Annotated in this window: 13 protein-coding genes; 6 read left to right on the top strand and 7 right to left on the bottom strand. The window is 67.8% G+C overall.

The genetic code is table 11. The features are described from left to right. Positions 1-112: 112 nt before the first annotated feature. The gene (locus tag AC3WTE_RS10915) at positions 113-580 is read left to right on the top strand and encodes a hypothetical protein (RefSeq protein ID WP_492437488.1); all 468 of its coding nucleotides are present in this window, start codon (positions 113-115) and stop codon (positions 578-580) included. Here AC3WTE_RS10915 and AC3WTE_RS10910 read toward each other — a convergent pair. Beyond that, positions 577-1,299 carry a Crp/Fnr family transcriptional regulator gene (locus tag AC3WTE_RS10910; RefSeq protein WP_492437487.1) on the bottom strand — a complete coding sequence of 241 codons (723 nt, stop codon included), beginning with the start codon at positions 1,297-1,299 and terminating at the stop codon, positions 577-579. The two genes, AC3WTE_RS10915 and AC3WTE_RS10910, sit on opposite strands and share 4 nt — an antisense overlap. A gap of 167 nt (positions 1,300-1,466) precedes the next feature. On the opposite strand from AC3WTE_RS10910, the gene AC3WTE_RS10905 reads away from it, so the two are divergent. Beyond that, on the top strand, positions 1,467-2,135 hold the full coding sequence (locus AC3WTE_RS10905; protein ID WP_492437486.1) for a PAS and ANTAR domain-containing protein: 669 nt from the start codon (positions 1,467-1,469) through the stop codon (positions 2,133-2,135). Here AC3WTE_RS10905 and AC3WTE_RS10900 read toward each other — a convergent pair whose 3' ends face one another. From AC3WTE_RS10900 to AC3WTE_RS10885, 4 genes are all read right to left on the bottom strand, one after another. Next, positions 2,136-4,376, bottom strand: coding sequence for a molybdopterin-dependent oxidoreductase (locus tag AC3WTE_RS10900; protein WP_492437485.1), 2,241 nt, complete (start codon positions 4,374-4,376; stop codon positions 2,136-2,138). After that, positions 4,373-4,942 (bottom strand): TetR/AcrR family transcriptional regulator, encoded by a 570-nt coding sequence (locus AC3WTE_RS10895; RefSeq protein WP_492437484.1) that lies wholly within the window; start codon positions 4,940-4,942, stop codon positions 4,373-4,375. Before AC3WTE_RS10895 ends, AC3WTE_RS10900 begins: the two co-directional genes overlap by 4 nt. Positions 4,943-5,106: 164 nt before the next feature. Then, entirely contained in the window at positions 5,107-6,240 is a 1,134-nt protein-coding gene (locus tag AC3WTE_RS10890) for a nitronate monooxygenase (protein ID WP_492437483.1), read from the bottom strand. 138 nt (positions 6,241-6,378) lie between these two features. Then, the gene (locus AC3WTE_RS10885) at positions 6,379-7,122 is read right to left on the bottom strand and encodes an HAD family hydrolase (protein ID WP_492437715.1); all 744 of its coding nucleotides are present in this window, start codon (positions 7,120-7,122) and stop codon (positions 6,379-6,381) included. Between the two features lie 199 nt (positions 7,123-7,321). On the opposite strand from AC3WTE_RS10885, the gene AC3WTE_RS10880 reads away from it, so the two are divergent. The 4 genes from AC3WTE_RS10880 to AC3WTE_RS10865 all read left to right on the top strand — a co-directional run bounded on the left by AC3WTE_RS10880 (position 7,322) and on the right by AC3WTE_RS10865 (position 12,679). Next, on the top strand, positions 7,322-8,059 hold the full coding sequence (locus AC3WTE_RS10880) for a glucose 1-dehydrogenase (protein ID WP_492437482.1): 738 nt from the start codon (positions 7,322-7,324) through the stop codon (positions 8,057-8,059). 155 nt (positions 8,060-8,214) lie between these two features. After that, entirely contained in the window at positions 8,215-11,082 is a 2,868-nt protein-coding gene (locus AC3WTE_RS10875) for a glycoside hydrolase family 2 protein (RefSeq protein ID WP_492437481.1), read from the top strand. A gap of 33 nt (positions 11,083-11,115) precedes the next feature. Further along, the gene (locus AC3WTE_RS10870) at positions 11,116-11,334 is read left to right on the top strand and encodes a hypothetical protein (protein WP_459365344.1); all 219 of its coding nucleotides are present in this window, start codon (positions 11,116-11,118) and stop codon (positions 11,332-11,334) included. 43 nt (positions 11,335-11,377) lie between these two features. Continuing rightward, complete coding sequence (locus AC3WTE_RS10865) at positions 11,378-12,679, top strand: competence/damage-inducible protein A (protein ID WP_492437480.1); 1,302 nt, start codon at positions 11,378-11,380, stop codon at positions 12,677-12,679. A 6-nt stretch (positions 12,680-12,685) separates the two neighbouring features. Here AC3WTE_RS10865 and AC3WTE_RS10860 read toward each other — a convergent pair whose 3' ends face one another. Both AC3WTE_RS10860 and AC3WTE_RS10855 read right to left on the bottom strand, forming a co-directional pair. Continuing rightward, entirely contained in the window at positions 12,686-13,609 is a 924-nt protein-coding gene (locus AC3WTE_RS10860) for an alpha/beta fold hydrolase (RefSeq protein ID WP_492437479.1), read from the bottom strand. A 32-nt stretch (positions 13,610-13,641) separates the two neighbouring features. After that, positions 13,642-15,075 (bottom strand): amidase, encoded by a 1,434-nt coding sequence (locus AC3WTE_RS10855; protein ID WP_492437478.1) that lies wholly within the window; start codon positions 15,073-15,075, stop codon positions 13,642-13,644. Between the last annotated feature and the right edge of the window lie 44 nt (positions 15,076-15,119).

Raw genomic sequence — 15,119 nt, 5'->3', positions numbered from 1 at the left:
GGTGGCGGTGGGATATTCGTACGGCCGCACCAGATTGATACGGCGAATTCCCAGCAATACCGCAGTCACCTGTAGCACCATTGGTTACCGGAGATGGACGGGAGGGCATCAGATGAGAATCCTGGACGACACCAGAACCCACGCCAAGATCCGCGTCGTGGGGTTTGCCTGCGCAGCATTGCTGCTGCCGCTCGGTAACGCGGCAACGGCCTGGGCCGACGGGCCGGCAACCGATACCAAATCCAGCGACACAACGGCGGCGGCGCCCGCGCCGGCTCCGATAGGAAAACCGGTGCCCGTGCCAGAGGCGGCCCCGGTCCCGCACCTGTCCAGCCCGGAAAATCTGCCGCCGTACACGACGTCCACTCCGGACGGTTCGCAGGACCCCGACCAGTTGTCCTATCTGAAGGACGTCTGGCATGCCGTGCAAAACCGTGAGATCAGCCCGAAGGAAGCGCTCGTGCTCCTGGCGCAGCGGCCCATGGACGCCAACGCGGCACCACCGGCGGGGATGCCCGCCGGACCGCAGGCCCTGGTGCCGGTCCAGCCGCCGGCTCCGCCGGACGCTCCTGCCGGTTAGCCGGCCTGACCGGCGTTGCGGACGGCCGTCAGCGCGTGGTCCACAACTCGATAGCATTCGCACGCGACCTGTCGCAGTGCGACTCGGTCGACGATTTCGATGTTTCCCCGCCGATAGGTGATCATGCCTTCGCGTTGCATGCGCGCCGCCGTCTCGGAGATGGTGGGGCGCTGGACGCCCAGCATCTGTGACAGGCTTTCCTGCGTGCTGGAGAACTGTTTGCAGTCGTATCGGTCGTGAGCGGCCAGGAGCCAGCGGGCCAGCCGTGCACGGACCGAGTGCTGGCTGGTACACAGCACGTTTTGTGCCAGCTGGATCAGCAGATAATCGGTGAACCGATCGATCGCGTCGTGCCAGGGGCCGGCGGCGGTGGTCACCGCCAGGAATTCGGCCACCGGAACGTACGCGGTATCACCGGCGCACCAGCAGACGACGGTCTGGCGGCTATTGCGCGCACCCAGGTGGCCGGCGACGCCGACCAGGCCTTCCGAGCCCACGCTGCCCACTTCGACGCCGACGCCGTGCTCGGATTCGGCCAGTACCGAGTACACCGAATCGAGGGGAAAATGGATGTGGCTCAACGGAGTTCCGGCCCGCTGGGCGACGTGGCCGATGGGGCTGAAGTCGACTTGGATATGCGGCATCAACTGATCGATGCCGCCCTCATCGAGGGTGGCGAGCACCGCATTGCGGTGTAGATCGCTCGAGCGGACCCCCATGGCAGCAAAGCTACTAGACCACGCGCTGGTCGCCGCTGGCGAGCCAAGTCGTGTGACACAGCTACGTTGCTATGTCAGATAGCCGACATAGCAGCTACTATTTTGGTCGCCGTTCCGTCAGTACAGCACGGCATAACCCTTATAGCGATCAAACGATTAGGTTCCGCATGTCTGATGCACTGGCCGACGACGCCGGCGCCGCGTCCGAACACTGGGAAGTGGCCGCGGTACTCGCCGGCGGCGATTCGCCGACAGTCGGCGGGTTCAGGTTCTTCGTCAACGAGCAACGGTGGGTGTGGTCCGATGAGGTGGCCCGCATGCACGGATACGCACCGGGCAAGGTGGAACCCACAACCGAGTTGCTCCTGAGTCACAAGCACCCCGACGATCGGGCGCGAGTCGCCGAAATCCTCGAGCGGGTACGGTCCGGCGGCCTCTTCAGCGGACGGCACCGGATCATCGACACCAGCGGCAAGACCCATTGGATGGTGGTGGTCGGTGACCACATGGTCGATGCGTCGGGGGAGGTCATCGGGACCCAGGGCTACTACGTCGATGTCACCGACGGCATGCAGGCTGACCTGACGTCGGAGGTCAAGCAGGTCGTGAAATCCCGCGCCGTCATCGAGCAGGCAAAAGGCGTGCTCATGGCGGCATACGGAATCGACGCCGACCGCGCGTTCGACATCCTGACGTGGCGATCACAGGTAACCCACGTCAAGGTCAAAGCCGTTGCCGCGCAATTCCTGGCGGCGGTGATGCGCGATGGTCTGTCGCCTGAGACCGTCAGCGCCATCGATCGGTTGCTCCTGCCGAATGATCCCGTGCCGAGCTAGTCAGGCCGTCAGGGCCTCGATGCGGGCGGGCACATGCTTGTGCCACGGGGTCCCGGCGAATTCGTCGCGCCAGTCGGCCGAGGTCAGGTTGTTGGGCGCGACCCCGGGCACGCGTTGTTGCCCGTCGGCGTCGGTGAAGTCCAGTCCGAAACCGTTCGGCAGCGCGGCATGCCCGGGCAGCATGACGTCGGTGACTTCGACGGACGCTTCCGCGGTGCCGGCGGCGGTCGTGATCCGGGCCCGCCCGCCGTCGACCAGGCCCAGCGCCGCAGCGTCTTCCACGCTGACCCGCAGCGCGCCGTCGGCGTCGCGCTTGCGCCAGCCGGGATCGCGGAAGATGTCGTTGGCGGTGAACGCCCGGCGCTCGCCGGCCGACAGCACGATCGGGTACTCGTCGGTGACCAGTGGTAGCCGGTCGGCGCCGAGCGCCGCGAGCTCGGCCAGCATCTCGGGGATCTCGAGGGCGATGCGCTTGTCACCGTGGCCGATCAGGCCCCAGTCGTCGTCGTACTCGTGCACGGTGAACGTGACGCCCGACCGGCTCTCGAGGATCGCGGTGAACAGCGCGTTGCCATCGGCGTGACCGGCCCGGCGCACCGCATCGGGATAGGCCATCGCGGCCTTCTGCGCCAGCCCCCACAAAGCTGCCGCACCGGCCAGGCCGTCGGGCAGTGTCGGGCCCAGGGTTTCGTAGAGGACATACGGGAGTACGCGGCCCAGTGCCGGGTTGGTGCCGACTGCGCCGAAGAATGCTCCCAGGTACGCGTCGAGGCCGTCGCGGGCGGCCCGGCGCAGCGGGTCGAGCTCGGCGTCGTCGACGACGCCGAGTGCCCGCACCAGCCGCGCCCAGATTTCCGGCTCCGGCAAGGTCCCGGACAGTGGCGTCATCACCGGGTGCCGCAGGTGAAAGGTGTTGTGCGGGAACTCGAGATTGAAGAACGTGGCTTCGGGCTTCTCGAACTGGCTCGCCGCGGGCAGCACGTAATGGGCCAGCCGGGCGGTCTCGGTCATTGCGACATCGACGACCACCAGCAGTTCGAGTGCGCTGAGCGCCTCCTGCACCGCGGCCGAGTCGGCGATCGAGTGGGCCGGGTTGCTGCTCTCGACGATCATGGCGCGGAAGCGGTCCGGATGGTCGGTCAGGATCTCCTGGGGCACCACGTTGGACGGCAGCAGCCCGGCGATGATGGGAGCGCCGGTCACCGGGGACCGGCCGACGCCGCCTGCCGCGAACAATGGCGCGAACGACGAATGTAGATGCTGTCCGCCGCGTTTGGCGAAGTTGCCGGTCAGGATCCACAACATCTTGTTGAGGTAGGAGCACAGGGTGCTGTTCGGCGCCTGCTGCACGCCGAGGTCCTCGAACACCGAAACGCTGGCCGCGCCGGCAATCCGGCGCGCCGCGGCGCGCAACAGCTCGGCTTCGACGCCGCAGCGCTGGGCGAAGTCGTCGACGTCCACGGTGCGCAGTGCGGCCCGCACCGGTTCGACACCAGTGACGTGTTCGGCGAGAAATGGTTCATCGCAGAGGTTTTCCTGGACCAGAACCGCGGCGAGTGCCGACAGACACCAGGCATCGGTGCCGGGCCGTACCCGCAGGTGGAAGTCGGCCATCTTCGCGGTGTCGGTGATCACCGGATCGATGACGATCATGGACCGCCGCGGGTCTTTGGCAATGTCCTGCAGCACCGTGCGGGCCCGTGGGAAGCTCTGCGACATCCACGGGTTCTTCCCGATGAACACCGACACCTCGGCATGTTCGAACTCGCCGCGGGTGTGCCCGCCGTAGAGCTGCGCGTCAACCCAGTACTCGCCGGTCTTCTCCTGCGCCAACGCGTTCGACCGGTATCGGGCCCCGAGTGCCTTCAGGAACGCCCCGCTGTACGCGCCGCCCAGGTGATTGCCCTGGCCACCACCGCCGTAGTAGAAGATCTTGTCGCCGCCGTGCTCGTCCCGGATCCGCGAGAAGCCTTCGGCGATCTCGGATATCGCAGTGTCCCAGTCGATTTCCTCGTAGCTGCCGTCGGGCCGGCGACGCATGGGAGCGGTGAGGCGGCCCGGGTTGTTCTGGTAGTGGTCCAGGCGCAGTGCCTTGTTGCACGTGTAACCCTGTGACGCCGGATGTGCCTTGTCGCCACGGATTTTCGACAGTGTGCGGCCGTCGACCTGGACCACGATGCCGCAGTTGCACTCGCACAGGATGCAGGCGGTGGACTGCCAGTCGGCCTGGGTCGCGGTCATGAGGTCGCCTTCCGTTGTGTTGTCGCGGCAGACACCAGGGCGCGCAGCTGCCGATGCACGAGGTCAAGGGGAGCGGTGGAGCCGGTGGTGCGGGCCACCAGAACGGCGCCTTCGATGGCGGTGGTGGCCAGCATCGCCAGTTCGGCGGCTTCCTCTGCCGGGGCGCCGTCGGCCCGGAGCTGTTCGTCGAGCTGGGCGAGCCAGCGGGTGAAGGCCGCGGCGGCGCGTTCGAGCACAGGCGGGTTGTCGGCCTCGACAGCGACCGCGACCACCGGGCAACCGGCCCGGAATTCGGTCTCGGTGAGTTGGGTGCGGAAGCCGTCGATCAGTACGTCCAGCGCTTCGAGTGCCGAGCCTGCTCTGGCGATCCGGCGCGCGATGTGGTCGCTGGCGAAATCGATTGCCTCACAGAGGAGTTCGGTGCGTCCGCCGGGGAAATGGTGATAGGCCGAGCCGCGCGGCGCGCCGCTGTGGGCGAGCACGTCCGAGATGGCCGTCGAATGTGCGCCGCGCTCGCGGATGAGCAGTGCCGCTGACACGATCATGCGTTCACGAGGACCAGGCATCCGTGACCTTCCGTCGGATTATGTATGCAACCATACATAATCCGACGGCATGGGTCTACGCCCGTGTGTGCACCGCTTGTGCCTCGGATTGCGGTCGCAGGCTGACCGCAATCCGAGGCACAAGCAACGTCAAGCAAGCCGCCTAGGCAAGGCGGCAGCCTCGATCAGACGGACGCGGCTTCGTTCAGCGCCTCGAGCCGGCTGGTGGCCTCGAGGTACTCCCGCACCCAGCGCTCGATCACCGCGGCGGTCTTCTCGACCTTGGTGAACTGACCGACCACCTGGCCGACGGGGTTGAAGGCGACGTCGACGCTCTCGTTCGGGTATTTGTGAGTGGCGGCCACCGCCATGCCGGAAACCATGTACTGCAACGGCATTCCGAGCGGCTTGGGGTTGCCCTCCCGCTCCCAGGCCTCGGTCCAGTCGTTGCGCAGCATCCGTGCCGGCTTGCCGGTGAACGAGCGGCTGCGCACGGTGTCCTTGCTGCTGGCCTTGGCGTACGCGGCGTGCTGCTGCTCGGTGTGCTCGCTCTCCTCGACCATCACCCACTGCGAACCGGTCCAGGCGCCCTGGGCGCCGAGCGCCAGCGCCGCGGCAATCTGCTGGCCGCTGCCGATGCCGCCGGCGGCCAGCACCGGAACCGGCGCGACCTCCTTGACCACCTGGGGCCACAGCACGATCGAGCCGATCTCACCGCTGTGCCCGCCGGCCTCGCCGCCCTGGGCGATGATGATGTCGACGCCCGCGTCGGCGTGCTTGCGGGCCTGCGACGGCGAGCCGCACAGCGCGGCGACTTTCCGGCCCTCGGCGTGGATGTGGTCGATCATGTCCTTCGGCGGCGTGCCCAGTGCGTTGGCGATGAGCGTGCACTTCGGGTGCTGCAGTGCGACCTCGACCTGCGGGGTCGCGGTCGCCTCGGTCCAGCCGAGCAGCTGCAGAGCGTCGTCGTCGCTGTGGTCGACCGGCACGCCGTGGTCGGCGAGGATCTTCTTCGCGAAATCCAGGTGTTCCTGGGGCACCAGGGCGTTGAGCTGCTTCTTGAGCACATCGGGATCCAGATCCACCTGGTCCATGCCCTCGTACTTGTTGGGGATGACGATGTCGACGCCGTACGGGTGGTCGCCGATGTTCTCGTCGATCCACTTCAGCTCGATCTCGAGTTGTTCGGGGGAGAAGCCGACCGCACCCAGCACGCCGAAGCCGCCGGCCTTGCTGACTGCCACGACGACGTCGCGGCAGTGGGTGAAGGCGAAGATCGGGTATTCGATGCCGAGCTGGTCGCAGATAGCGGTGCGCATATGAGTTCCTCGTGCTGGGGCCGTCGCAAAAGCGGCAAAACTGAAACGTGTTCTAGTTTACTACCTCGTGACAGTCTGGCGCGCAAGACTAAGCACGCATTTCGGCCGAGATTCTGGGGCGAATGATGTTCCGGAACGTCATCGCGGCACGAAGTGCCGTAGCCAGCCGGACCGGTCGCGGGGTGGGGCGGCGGCGCGCACCACCGTCCAGCCGAGCCGCTCGGCTTCGGCCGCCAGCCCGGGGCGCGGATTCACCGGAATCGGATGTCCCACGGCGTGCATCAGCGGCAGGTCCTCGTCGCCGTCGGCGTAGAAGTAACTCTGTTGCAGGTCAACATGATTGGCCCGGCTGAATTCCTCGACCGCCGCGGCCTTCCGGTGCCCCCAGACGATGGGCCGGACGATGTCTCCGGTGAGCGTGCCATCGCCGTCGACGGTGAAGTGGTTGCAGATGACGTGCTCGACACCCAGAGCGCGGGCCAGCGGCATGACGTGCATGGTGAGCGCCGACGAGCTCAGCACCACCGTGTGGCCCGACCGCTGATGGGCGCGCACGACCTCGCGCATGGTCGGGAAAATCCGGGCCTGCACATGGCTGTGGAACAGCTGCTCGCCCAGCGATTCCTGTTCGGCCAGCGACTCACCCCGCAGGTAGCCGCCGGCGCGCACCAGCAGCCGCTCAAACTCAATGCGGCCCAGCTTGTATCGGAGGGTCGCCTCGAGAATTCCGGTGAGCTCGCCGAAGGCGGCCTGGCGCTGCCGGAACCGGTGCGCGGCATGGATCGTCGCGATGAATCCGGACACCAGCGTGCCGTCGACGTCGAAGAAGGCACCGACGTTCGAGCCCGTCGCGCCGGGGTCATCGGCGTCGACCGCAGCGATCGGCCCCGTAATCGGCCCGGCGTTCGGCGCAGACATGCGACCAGTATGCCGGGATTTTCCCCGTCGCTTCGCTCGCCCCAGGTGACTTTCCCCGTCGCTTCGCTCGCCCCAGGTGATTTTCCCCGTCGCTTCGCTCGCCCCAGGTGATTCGCGCGCGGCCTCCCGGCTACCCGTCGGCCGGGCGGTAGCGTGACCCGTCATGGGACGCGTGGACGGCAAAGTTGCACTGATCACTGGCGGCGCACGGGGGATGGGTGCGGCGCACGCCCGGATGCTGGTCGCCGAGGGCGCCAAGGTCGTGATCGGGGACGTCCTCGATGAGCAGGGCGAGGCACTGGCCGCCGAACTCGGCGACGCCGCCCGCTACGTGCACCTCGACGTCACCGACGCCGACCAGTGGATCGCCGCGGTCGGCACTGCGACCGAGCAGTTCGGCCTCCTCAACGTCCTGGTCAACAACGCCGGCATCACCGCCCTCGGCAAGATCGGCGAGTTCGACATGGCCAAGTGGCACAAGTGCATCGACGTCAACCTCACCGGCACCTTCCTGGGCATGCAGGCGGTGGTGGCGCCGATGCGGGAGGCCGGCGGCGGCTCGATCATCAACATCTCGTCCATCGAAGGTATGCGCGGCGCCACGCTGCTGCATCCCTACGTCGCGTCCAAGTGGGCGGTGCGCGGTCTGACCAAGTCGGCGGCCATCGACCTGGGCAAGGACAAGATCCGGGTCAACTCGGTGCTCCCCGGTTTCATCCGCACGCCGATGACCAAATATTTTCCGGACGACATGATGACCGCGCCGTTGGGCCGGCCCGGGCAGCCCGATGAGGTAGCGACCTTTGTGGTGTTCCTGGCCAGCGACGAATCGTCGTTTGCCACAGGCAGCGAGTTCGTCGTCGACGGCGGTCTGACGACCGACGTGCCGCACAAGTTCTGACCTCACCGATTCCGAAACTGCGGGTCTGACGGGGCACAATGAGGTGCCCCCACATCGCGTATTCGGTTGTAGAAGCGCGTTCAGATGCTGACGTTTTCGGAGGGAGCAGGGCTATATCAACCGAGTTGCGCCGCGGTGCAGTGCTGGGTGCCGTCATGTCCCTGGTGCTGCTGTTCGCGTGCACCGGTGATCTGCCGCGCCTGCTGAAGCCCATGAGCGCGGCCACCGAAGTCGAGCTCGCGCAAGGCTGGCAGCTGGCGTCCGCGCAGGGCATGGTGGCCAGCGGCGCGCAGCTCAGCCTCGACGGATTTCCCGCTTCCGGTGCCGGCTGGCACCAGGTGCGGCACATGCCGGCGACGGTGCTGCAGGCGCTGCAGGACGACGGCACGTACCCGGACCTCTACTACGCCGACAACCTGCTGACCAAGGTGCCGCAGGACCTGTACAAGCAGGACTGGTGGTACCGCACGACGTTCGTCGCACCGACCGGGCACTCGACCTACCGCCTGAACTTCCCGGGTATCAACTACCGGGCCGAGATCTGGCTGAACGGGCACCAGATCGCTGACAGCCACCAGATCGCCGGCATGTACGTCGACCACACCCTCGACGTGTCGAAGTGGATCGACCCCGGCCGCACCAACACGCTCGCGGTCAAGGTCACCCCGGAGCGGGCACTGCAGGACGTCGACGGTGTGGAGCTGGCCGACAGCTGGTTCGACTGGATCAACTGGAACTATCTCGGGTACCAGGGGCCGGGTAAGAACCCGGCCAACGGCAACTCGTTCGTGGCCGATCGCAATGCCGGCATCTTCAAGCCTGTCACCCTCAAGATGTCGGGCGACGTGGCGATCACCGACGCCACCGTGAACAGCCAGCTGCCGTTGCCGCGTACCGACAGCGCCCAGCTCAGCGTCCGGTCTGGCCTGACCAACTACTCCGGCCAACGGGTCAACGGCGTGGTGCGGGCAACGATCACCCGCGCCGGTAAGCCGGCCATCGACATCGAGCGACCGGTGTCGCTCGGCCCGGGGGAGAGCCGCGACGTCACGTTCAGCCCCAATGACTACGAGGCGCTGCGGGTCCAGCACCCCGATCTCTGGTGGCCGTACACGATGGGCAAACCAGACCTGTACGACCTGCGGCTGCAGTTCCTGCAGTACGGCCAGGCCACCGACGAGTTCAAGCAGCGGTTCGGTATCCGGTCCATCGAACAGGGCCGCGACGGTAGTGAGGAGTTCCCGCAGCTGGGTTCCGGCGGCAACTTCTACCTGAAGGTCAACGGCCGCGAGTTCCTGGCGCGCGGAGCCACCTACACGCCCGACCTGCTGTACCGCGACGATCCCGATCGTGACGACGCGATCCTCCGCTACGTCAAGGACCTGGGTCTGAACATGATCCGCATGGAATCCAAGATTCCCGCTGCGCGCTTCATCGAACGGGCCGACGAGCTGGGCATCCCGCTGATGGTGGGCTGGATGTGCTGCAACCAGTGGGAGAAATGGCCGCAGTGGGGTCAGGAGGACCACCGGGTCGCGCAGGACAGTCTGCGCTCGCAGATCATGATGTTGCGTTCGCATGCATCGGCGTTCGTGTGGGCCAATGCCAGCGACGGTCACCCGCCGGCCGACATCCTCACCGAGTACCACGACATCCTGCGAAAGCTGCACTGGCAGAACGCCGTTGTCGACACGGTGTCGTCATACGCCACTGATCCGCAGGGCAACCGGCTGTGGGACGGTATCCAGATGGCCGGCCCGTACACCTGGCGGCCCCCGACGTACTGGTTCAGCGGCGACTACGCCGCCGCTCGCGGCGCGTCGGCCGAGCAGGGCGACAACGAGCACATCCCGCCGTTCGCGAGCCTGCGCAAGTTCATCCCGCCGGACAAGCTCTGGCCGATCAACGACATGTGGTACTTCCACGCCGGTTCCAACCCCGGCAACGAAGCGCTGGCGAGCATCCGCGACGCGGTCGTCCAGCGCTACGGATCATCAAGTGGCGCAGAAGAATTCACGCGCAAGGCGCAGCTCGCGCACTACGAGGCGACGCGGGCCCAGTTCGAGTCGTTCGCCGCGCTGGGCTGGGCCGACCACAAGATGACGATCTACTGGATGCTCAACAACCACTGGCCGTCGTTCTTCGGCAACATCTTCGACTACTACCTGCGGCCCGGAGGTGCGTACTACGGCGCGAAGAAGGGCCTGCAGCCGCTGTCGGTCACCTTCGACTCGTACGCCACGGGCGACCACAGCACCGCCAAGATCAGCATCACCAACCAGAGCCCGGAGAATGCCGTCGGCCTGCGGGTGCGCACCCGGATTTACGACATCAACGGAACGGTGCGCGACGACCGCACCAGCGACCCGTACGACGTGGTCTCAGGTGCCGCCGCGGTGGCCATGACGCTGCCGCGCGAAGTGCCCGACTCACGGGTGTTCTTCGTCCGGTGCGAACTGCTGAATCCGATCGGTGAGGTCGTCGCCGACAACGACTACTGGCAGTCGCAGCAGGACGACATCGGCAATCCCCGCAAGGACGACGCCTTCGACCTGCACCAGACCGGTTGGGCCGATATGACGCCGCTGAACTACATGACCAAGGCCGCCTTGGAGGTCAGTGCCGTCGGTTCGGTCAACGGCGAAGGCCAGCAGGTGGTCGACATCGCCCTGCGCAACCCGACCAAGCAACTCGCGTTCTTCGAGCGGGCGGAGCTGACCACTGCGCCGGACGCCGACGAGATCCTGCCGATCGAGTACAGCGACAACTACGTGACGGTCTACCCGGGGGAGACCGCGCACGTCCGGGGGCTGGTGCCGAAACCCGGCGTGAACGCGGGCTGGGTCCGGGTCGGGGGTTACAACACCCCGCCCGCGACGGTCCCGGTCACGGGCGGCCCGGCACCGCAGTCGGCAGCCGATGCCGCCTCTCGCGCCGCGGTCGCCGATCCCGGACTTGCCGAGCCGGACGTCCGGCCCGCGGCGCCGGACGTCGTACCGCGGGTTTCGCGGCCTGGCGCATAAGACATGATGAAGGCACACATGAAGGAGAGGCCGATGGCTGACGAACGATCCGCACTGGCCGAGCACACCGCCGAAACCGGGTGGCAGCGCCGCCAGGACGACCGGGTGGACGTCTACCTGCGTGGCGCTTCTCGGGTCCGCGTGATCTGGCAGGGCGACGACGCCATCAGCGGCAGCTCGCGCTTCCAGGACGGGATGATGGAGTCCTACACGCGCGAGCTCGGCACCGTGCGCGCCTGGCTGGCGGGCTGACTCAGTCCGCAGGGCCCTGCGGTAGCGCCGTACTGTGATCGCCATGGGCGTGCGTGCGGGCATCGTGGTGACCGGGACCGAAGTTCTCACCGGGCGGGTCCAGGACCTCAACGGGCCGTGGCTGGCGGATCGGTTGCTGGAACTCGGCGTCGAGCTCGCCCACATCACCATCTGCGGCGACCGGCCCGAAGACATCGAGTCCCAGCTGAATTTCCTTGCCGCGCACGGTGTCGACCTGATCGTGACCAGCGGTGGACTCGGGCCGACGGCCGACGACATGACTGTCGCCGTGGTGACCCGGTTCTGCGGCCGCGACCTGGTGCTCGACGAAGCACTCGAGGAGCGCATCGCGGAGATCCTGCGGTCCTTCATGGGCCGGTTCCCTGGCGCCGATTTCGACGCGGTCCGGGCCGCCAACCGTAAGCAGGCGCTGGTGCCCAAGGGTGGCAGCGCCGAGGGTGTCGAGATTCTGGACCCGGTCGGCACCGCACCCGGCGTCGTGGTCACCCGGGCCGGGGGCGCGCCGACGGTCATCGTGCTCCCCGGGCCGCCCCGTGAACTGCAGCCGATGTGGACCCGCGCCATCGAGACGGCCACCGCCCAGCGGGCGATTGCCGGGCGCACCATCTACACCCAGGAGACCATCCGGATGTTCGGTCTGCCCGAGTCGGGGCTGGCCGAAACCCTGCGGGAAGCCGAGACCCTGGTCGCCGGTTTCGCCGGCCTGGAGATCACGACATGCCTGCGTCGCGGCGAGTTGGAGATCGTCACCCGCTACGAACCCGACGCCGCCGAGAGCTACCGGCAACTGGCCGCACTGCTCCGTGAACGCCACGGGCACGAGGTCTTCTCCGAGGACGGCGCGCTGGTCGATGACCAAGTGGCGCAGCTGCTTTCGGGCCGTACCATCGCGACGGCCGAGTCGTGCACGGCGGGCCTGCTGGCAGCTCGGCTGGCCGACCGGCCGGGTTCGTCGGCCTATCTGGCCGGTGGCGTGGTGTCGTACTCCAACGAGGCCAAGGCCGACCTGCTCGGCGTCGACCCCGCATTGATCGCGGCGCACGGTGCGGTTTCCGAACCGGTTGCCGAGGCCATGGCGGCCGGCGCGCTGCAGCGGCTGCGCGCCGACGTCGCCGTGGGCATCACCGGCATTGCCGGCCCAGGCGGTGGGAGCGACGAGAAGCCGGTCGGCACAGTGTGTTTCAGCGTACGGCTGGCCGACGGCACAATTCACACCCGGACCATCCACCTGCCGGGCAACCGGGCAGACATCCGCGAGCGGTCGACGACGGTCGCCATGCACATGTTGCGCCGGGTGCTCAGCGGTCAGGCCGTCACAGCCTGACCGGCGCTACTGTGCGGCCGCCAGGTCGGCGGCGTCCCAGACCTCGAGAATCTTGGTCAGGATGTCTTCGGGCACACCAAGACCCGCGAGGTGGCTTTCGCCCGGCAGCGTGTACAACTCGGCATCGGCAATACGCGCCACCGCGTGCTGGCCGTGGGCGTAGGGCACGATGTGGTCGGCGTCGCCGTGCCACCAGTGCACCGGCACCTTGATGTCCTCCAGCCGGAAGCCCCAGTCGCGCGCGAACACGACGATGTCGGCGAACGGTGCCGCCAGCTGCTTGCGGCTGCCGTTGAGCAGATCGTCGAGGAACATGGCCTTGAACTCCGGACGGCTCAACAGGTTTCGGTCACCGTCGGGCGAGATGCGGGCATACAGGTCGAGGGCGGGGGAGCCGAACGGTCCGATCAGTTTGATCACCGAGCCGGCGACCCACCGGATGGGGGTGTCGGCGACCTCGATGATCGGCCGGGCGATCTTCGCCAGCTCCATCAGCCCGCTGCTGATGCCGTCTTCACCGATCAACGGAGCGACGCCACCGAGCACCGCGGCCAGCACCACCCGGTCGGGCATAGCTGCCGCTGCGGCCAGGGTGTAGGGGCCGCCGCCGGACAGCCCGATCACCGCGAACCGGTTGATGCCGAGGGTGTCGGCAACCGTGCGTAGATCGTCGGTGAAACCGAGCACGTTCTCGTACTGGTAGGGCGTCGACGAGCCGATGCCCGGCCGGTCGATGCCGATCAACCGGATGTCCTTGCGCGCGGCGAAGGAACGGGCCTCGGTCGGGATCTGCCGCCGCGCGCCCGGCGTCCCGTGCAGCCAGAACACCGCGCGTCCCTGCGGGTTGCCGAACTCGGCAAAACTGATCTGGCGGCCCTCGCCGACGGCAATGTTGCCTTCCAGCTTGGGGCGATCGATCGACATGGCCATGGCCGAATTGTCGCACGCCGCAATGGGCGGGCTCAGGGGCGCGGGTAGCGGTCCGCCCAGGGCGCGGCTTGCTCCAGTTGCCGGGCCAGTTGCAGCAAGATGGTCTCGTCCGGCGCTACCAGCTGGACGCCGATGGGCAGTCCGTCCGCGGTGCGGCCCAGCGGCAGGGAAATGGCGGCCCAGCCCGTCACGTTGGCCAGCGACGTCCAGCCGGTGGTGGCGAATTCGACGTCGAAGAATTCCCGGGTGCTGGCGCGGGGCTGGTCGAGCAGGCCGTACGGCGGCGGTGCGGACAGCAGTGTCGGCACCAGCAGGACGTCGTGGCCGGCCATCCCGGCGGCGAACCGCCGGGTCTGGTCGTGGACGGCCGCGATGGCTTCGGCGTAGGCCAGGCCTGTGGTGGCGAATCCCTCGCGGATCATCATCCAGGTGCTCGGTTCGAACTCGTCTTCGCGTGGCGGGCGGCCCAGGTGCGCCGCGGCCAGCTCATGCAGTTGGACGTTGCTGACCCGGTGCAGCACCGCGACGGCGTCGGCGACAGCGTCTGGATCGATGCTCGGCGCCGACGGCTCGACCTGATGGCCCAGACCCGCCAGCAGCGCGCCGGTGGCCTCGACGGCGGCGGCGACCTGCGGGTCAGTGCCCGGCCCCGGGAACGGCGAATCCACCGCGATCGCGATTCGTTGCGCCGCCGGGGTCTGCGCGATGGCGTCGAGGAACGGCTGGGCGGGCCGGGGAGCAGAGTACGGGTCGCCCGGTGCGCTACCGGTGACGGCGTCGAGCAGCGCCGCGCAGTCGCGGACGGTGCGGGTGAGGGCATGCTCGTTGACCAGCCCCTCCAGCCCGTGCCCGCCGCTGGGCGCGAACGAGGTCCGGGCGCGGCGAGGTTTGAGGCCGACGACGCCACAGCATGATGCCGGCACCCGGATCGAGCCGGTGCCGTCGCCACCAGAGGCGGCGGACACGATGCCGGCCGCGACGGCGGCGGCGGACCCTCCGCTCGACCCGCCTGGGGTGACCTCCGGTGACCACGGATTGACCGTAGGCCCGAAGAGGGACGGTTCGGTGGTGCAGTGGTTGCCCCACTCCGGGGTGTTGGTCTTGCCGAAGATCACCAGCCCGGCGTCCAGATACCGCTGCACGATCCAGGCGGTGTGGTCGGCGACATGGCTGCGCAGCGCCCGTGACCCCATGGCCTCCGGGGCGCCGGCCAGCGACGCCCCGAGGTCCTTGAGCAGGAACGGCACCCCGGCCAGCGGTCCGGCCGTGCCGGTGCGCAGCGTGCCGGACTCATCGAGCCGGCGGGCCTGTTCGCGGCCGCGGTCGAACAGATCGGTGACCACGGCGTTGAGCGGGCGCGCCGATTCGAGCCGGGTGATCGCGGCCTCCAGCAGCTCGGCGCTGGTCACCGCGCCGCTGGCCACCAGCTGCGCCTGCCCGATGGCATCGTCCACGAGATCGGTCACCAGGGCATCCTGCTGGCGCGTAATCGATCTGGCAACCGCGACCG

This window comes from Mycobacterium sp. FW102-FHT13B02, assembly GCF_058790275.1.
Note: the sequence above shows the minus strand (reverse complement) of the source record. Positions and strands in the feature narration are given on the sequence as shown.

Bases quoted from the DNA above. Each gene is read 5' to 3' on its own strand.
- AC3WTE_RS10915 (WP_492437488.1), top strand. From the start codon at position 113: ATGAGAATCCTGGACGACACCAGAACCCACGCCAAGATCCGCGTCGTG.
- AC3WTE_RS10910 (WP_492437487.1), bottom strand. From the start codon at position 1,299: ATGGGGGTCCGCTCGAGCGATCTACACCGCAATGCGGTGCTCGCCACC.
- AC3WTE_RS10905 (WP_492437486.1), top strand. From the start codon at position 1,467: ATGTCTGATGCACTGGCCGACGACGCCGGCGCCGCGTCCGAACACTGG.
- AC3WTE_RS10900 (WP_492437485.1), bottom strand. From the start codon at position 4,376: ATGACCGCGACCCAGGCCGACTGGCAGTCCACCGCCTGCATCCTGTGC.
- AC3WTE_RS10895 (WP_492437484.1), bottom strand. From the start codon at position 4,942: ATGCCTGGTCCTCGTGAACGCATGATCGTGTCAGCGGCACTGCTCATC.
- AC3WTE_RS10890 (WP_492437483.1), bottom strand. From the start codon at position 6,240: ATGCGCACCGCTATCTGCGACCAGCTCGGCATCGAATACCCGATCTTC.
- AC3WTE_RS10880 (WP_492437482.1), top strand. From the start codon at position 7,322: ATGGGACGCGTGGACGGCAAAGTTGCACTGATCACTGGCGGCGCACGG.
- AC3WTE_RS10875 (WP_492437481.1), top strand. From the start codon at position 8,215: ATGTCCCTGGTGCTGCTGTTCGCGTGCACCGGTGATCTGCCGCGCCTG.
- AC3WTE_RS10870 (WP_459365344.1), top strand. From the start codon at position 11,116: ATGGCTGACGAACGATCCGCACTGGCCGAGCACACCGCCGAAACCGGG.
- AC3WTE_RS10865 (WP_492437480.1), top strand. From the start codon at position 11,378: ATGGGCGTGCGTGCGGGCATCGTGGTGACCGGGACCGAAGTTCTCACC.
- AC3WTE_RS10860 (WP_492437479.1), bottom strand. From the start codon at position 13,609: ATGGCCATGTCGATCGATCGCCCCAAGCTGGAAGGCAACATTGCCGTC.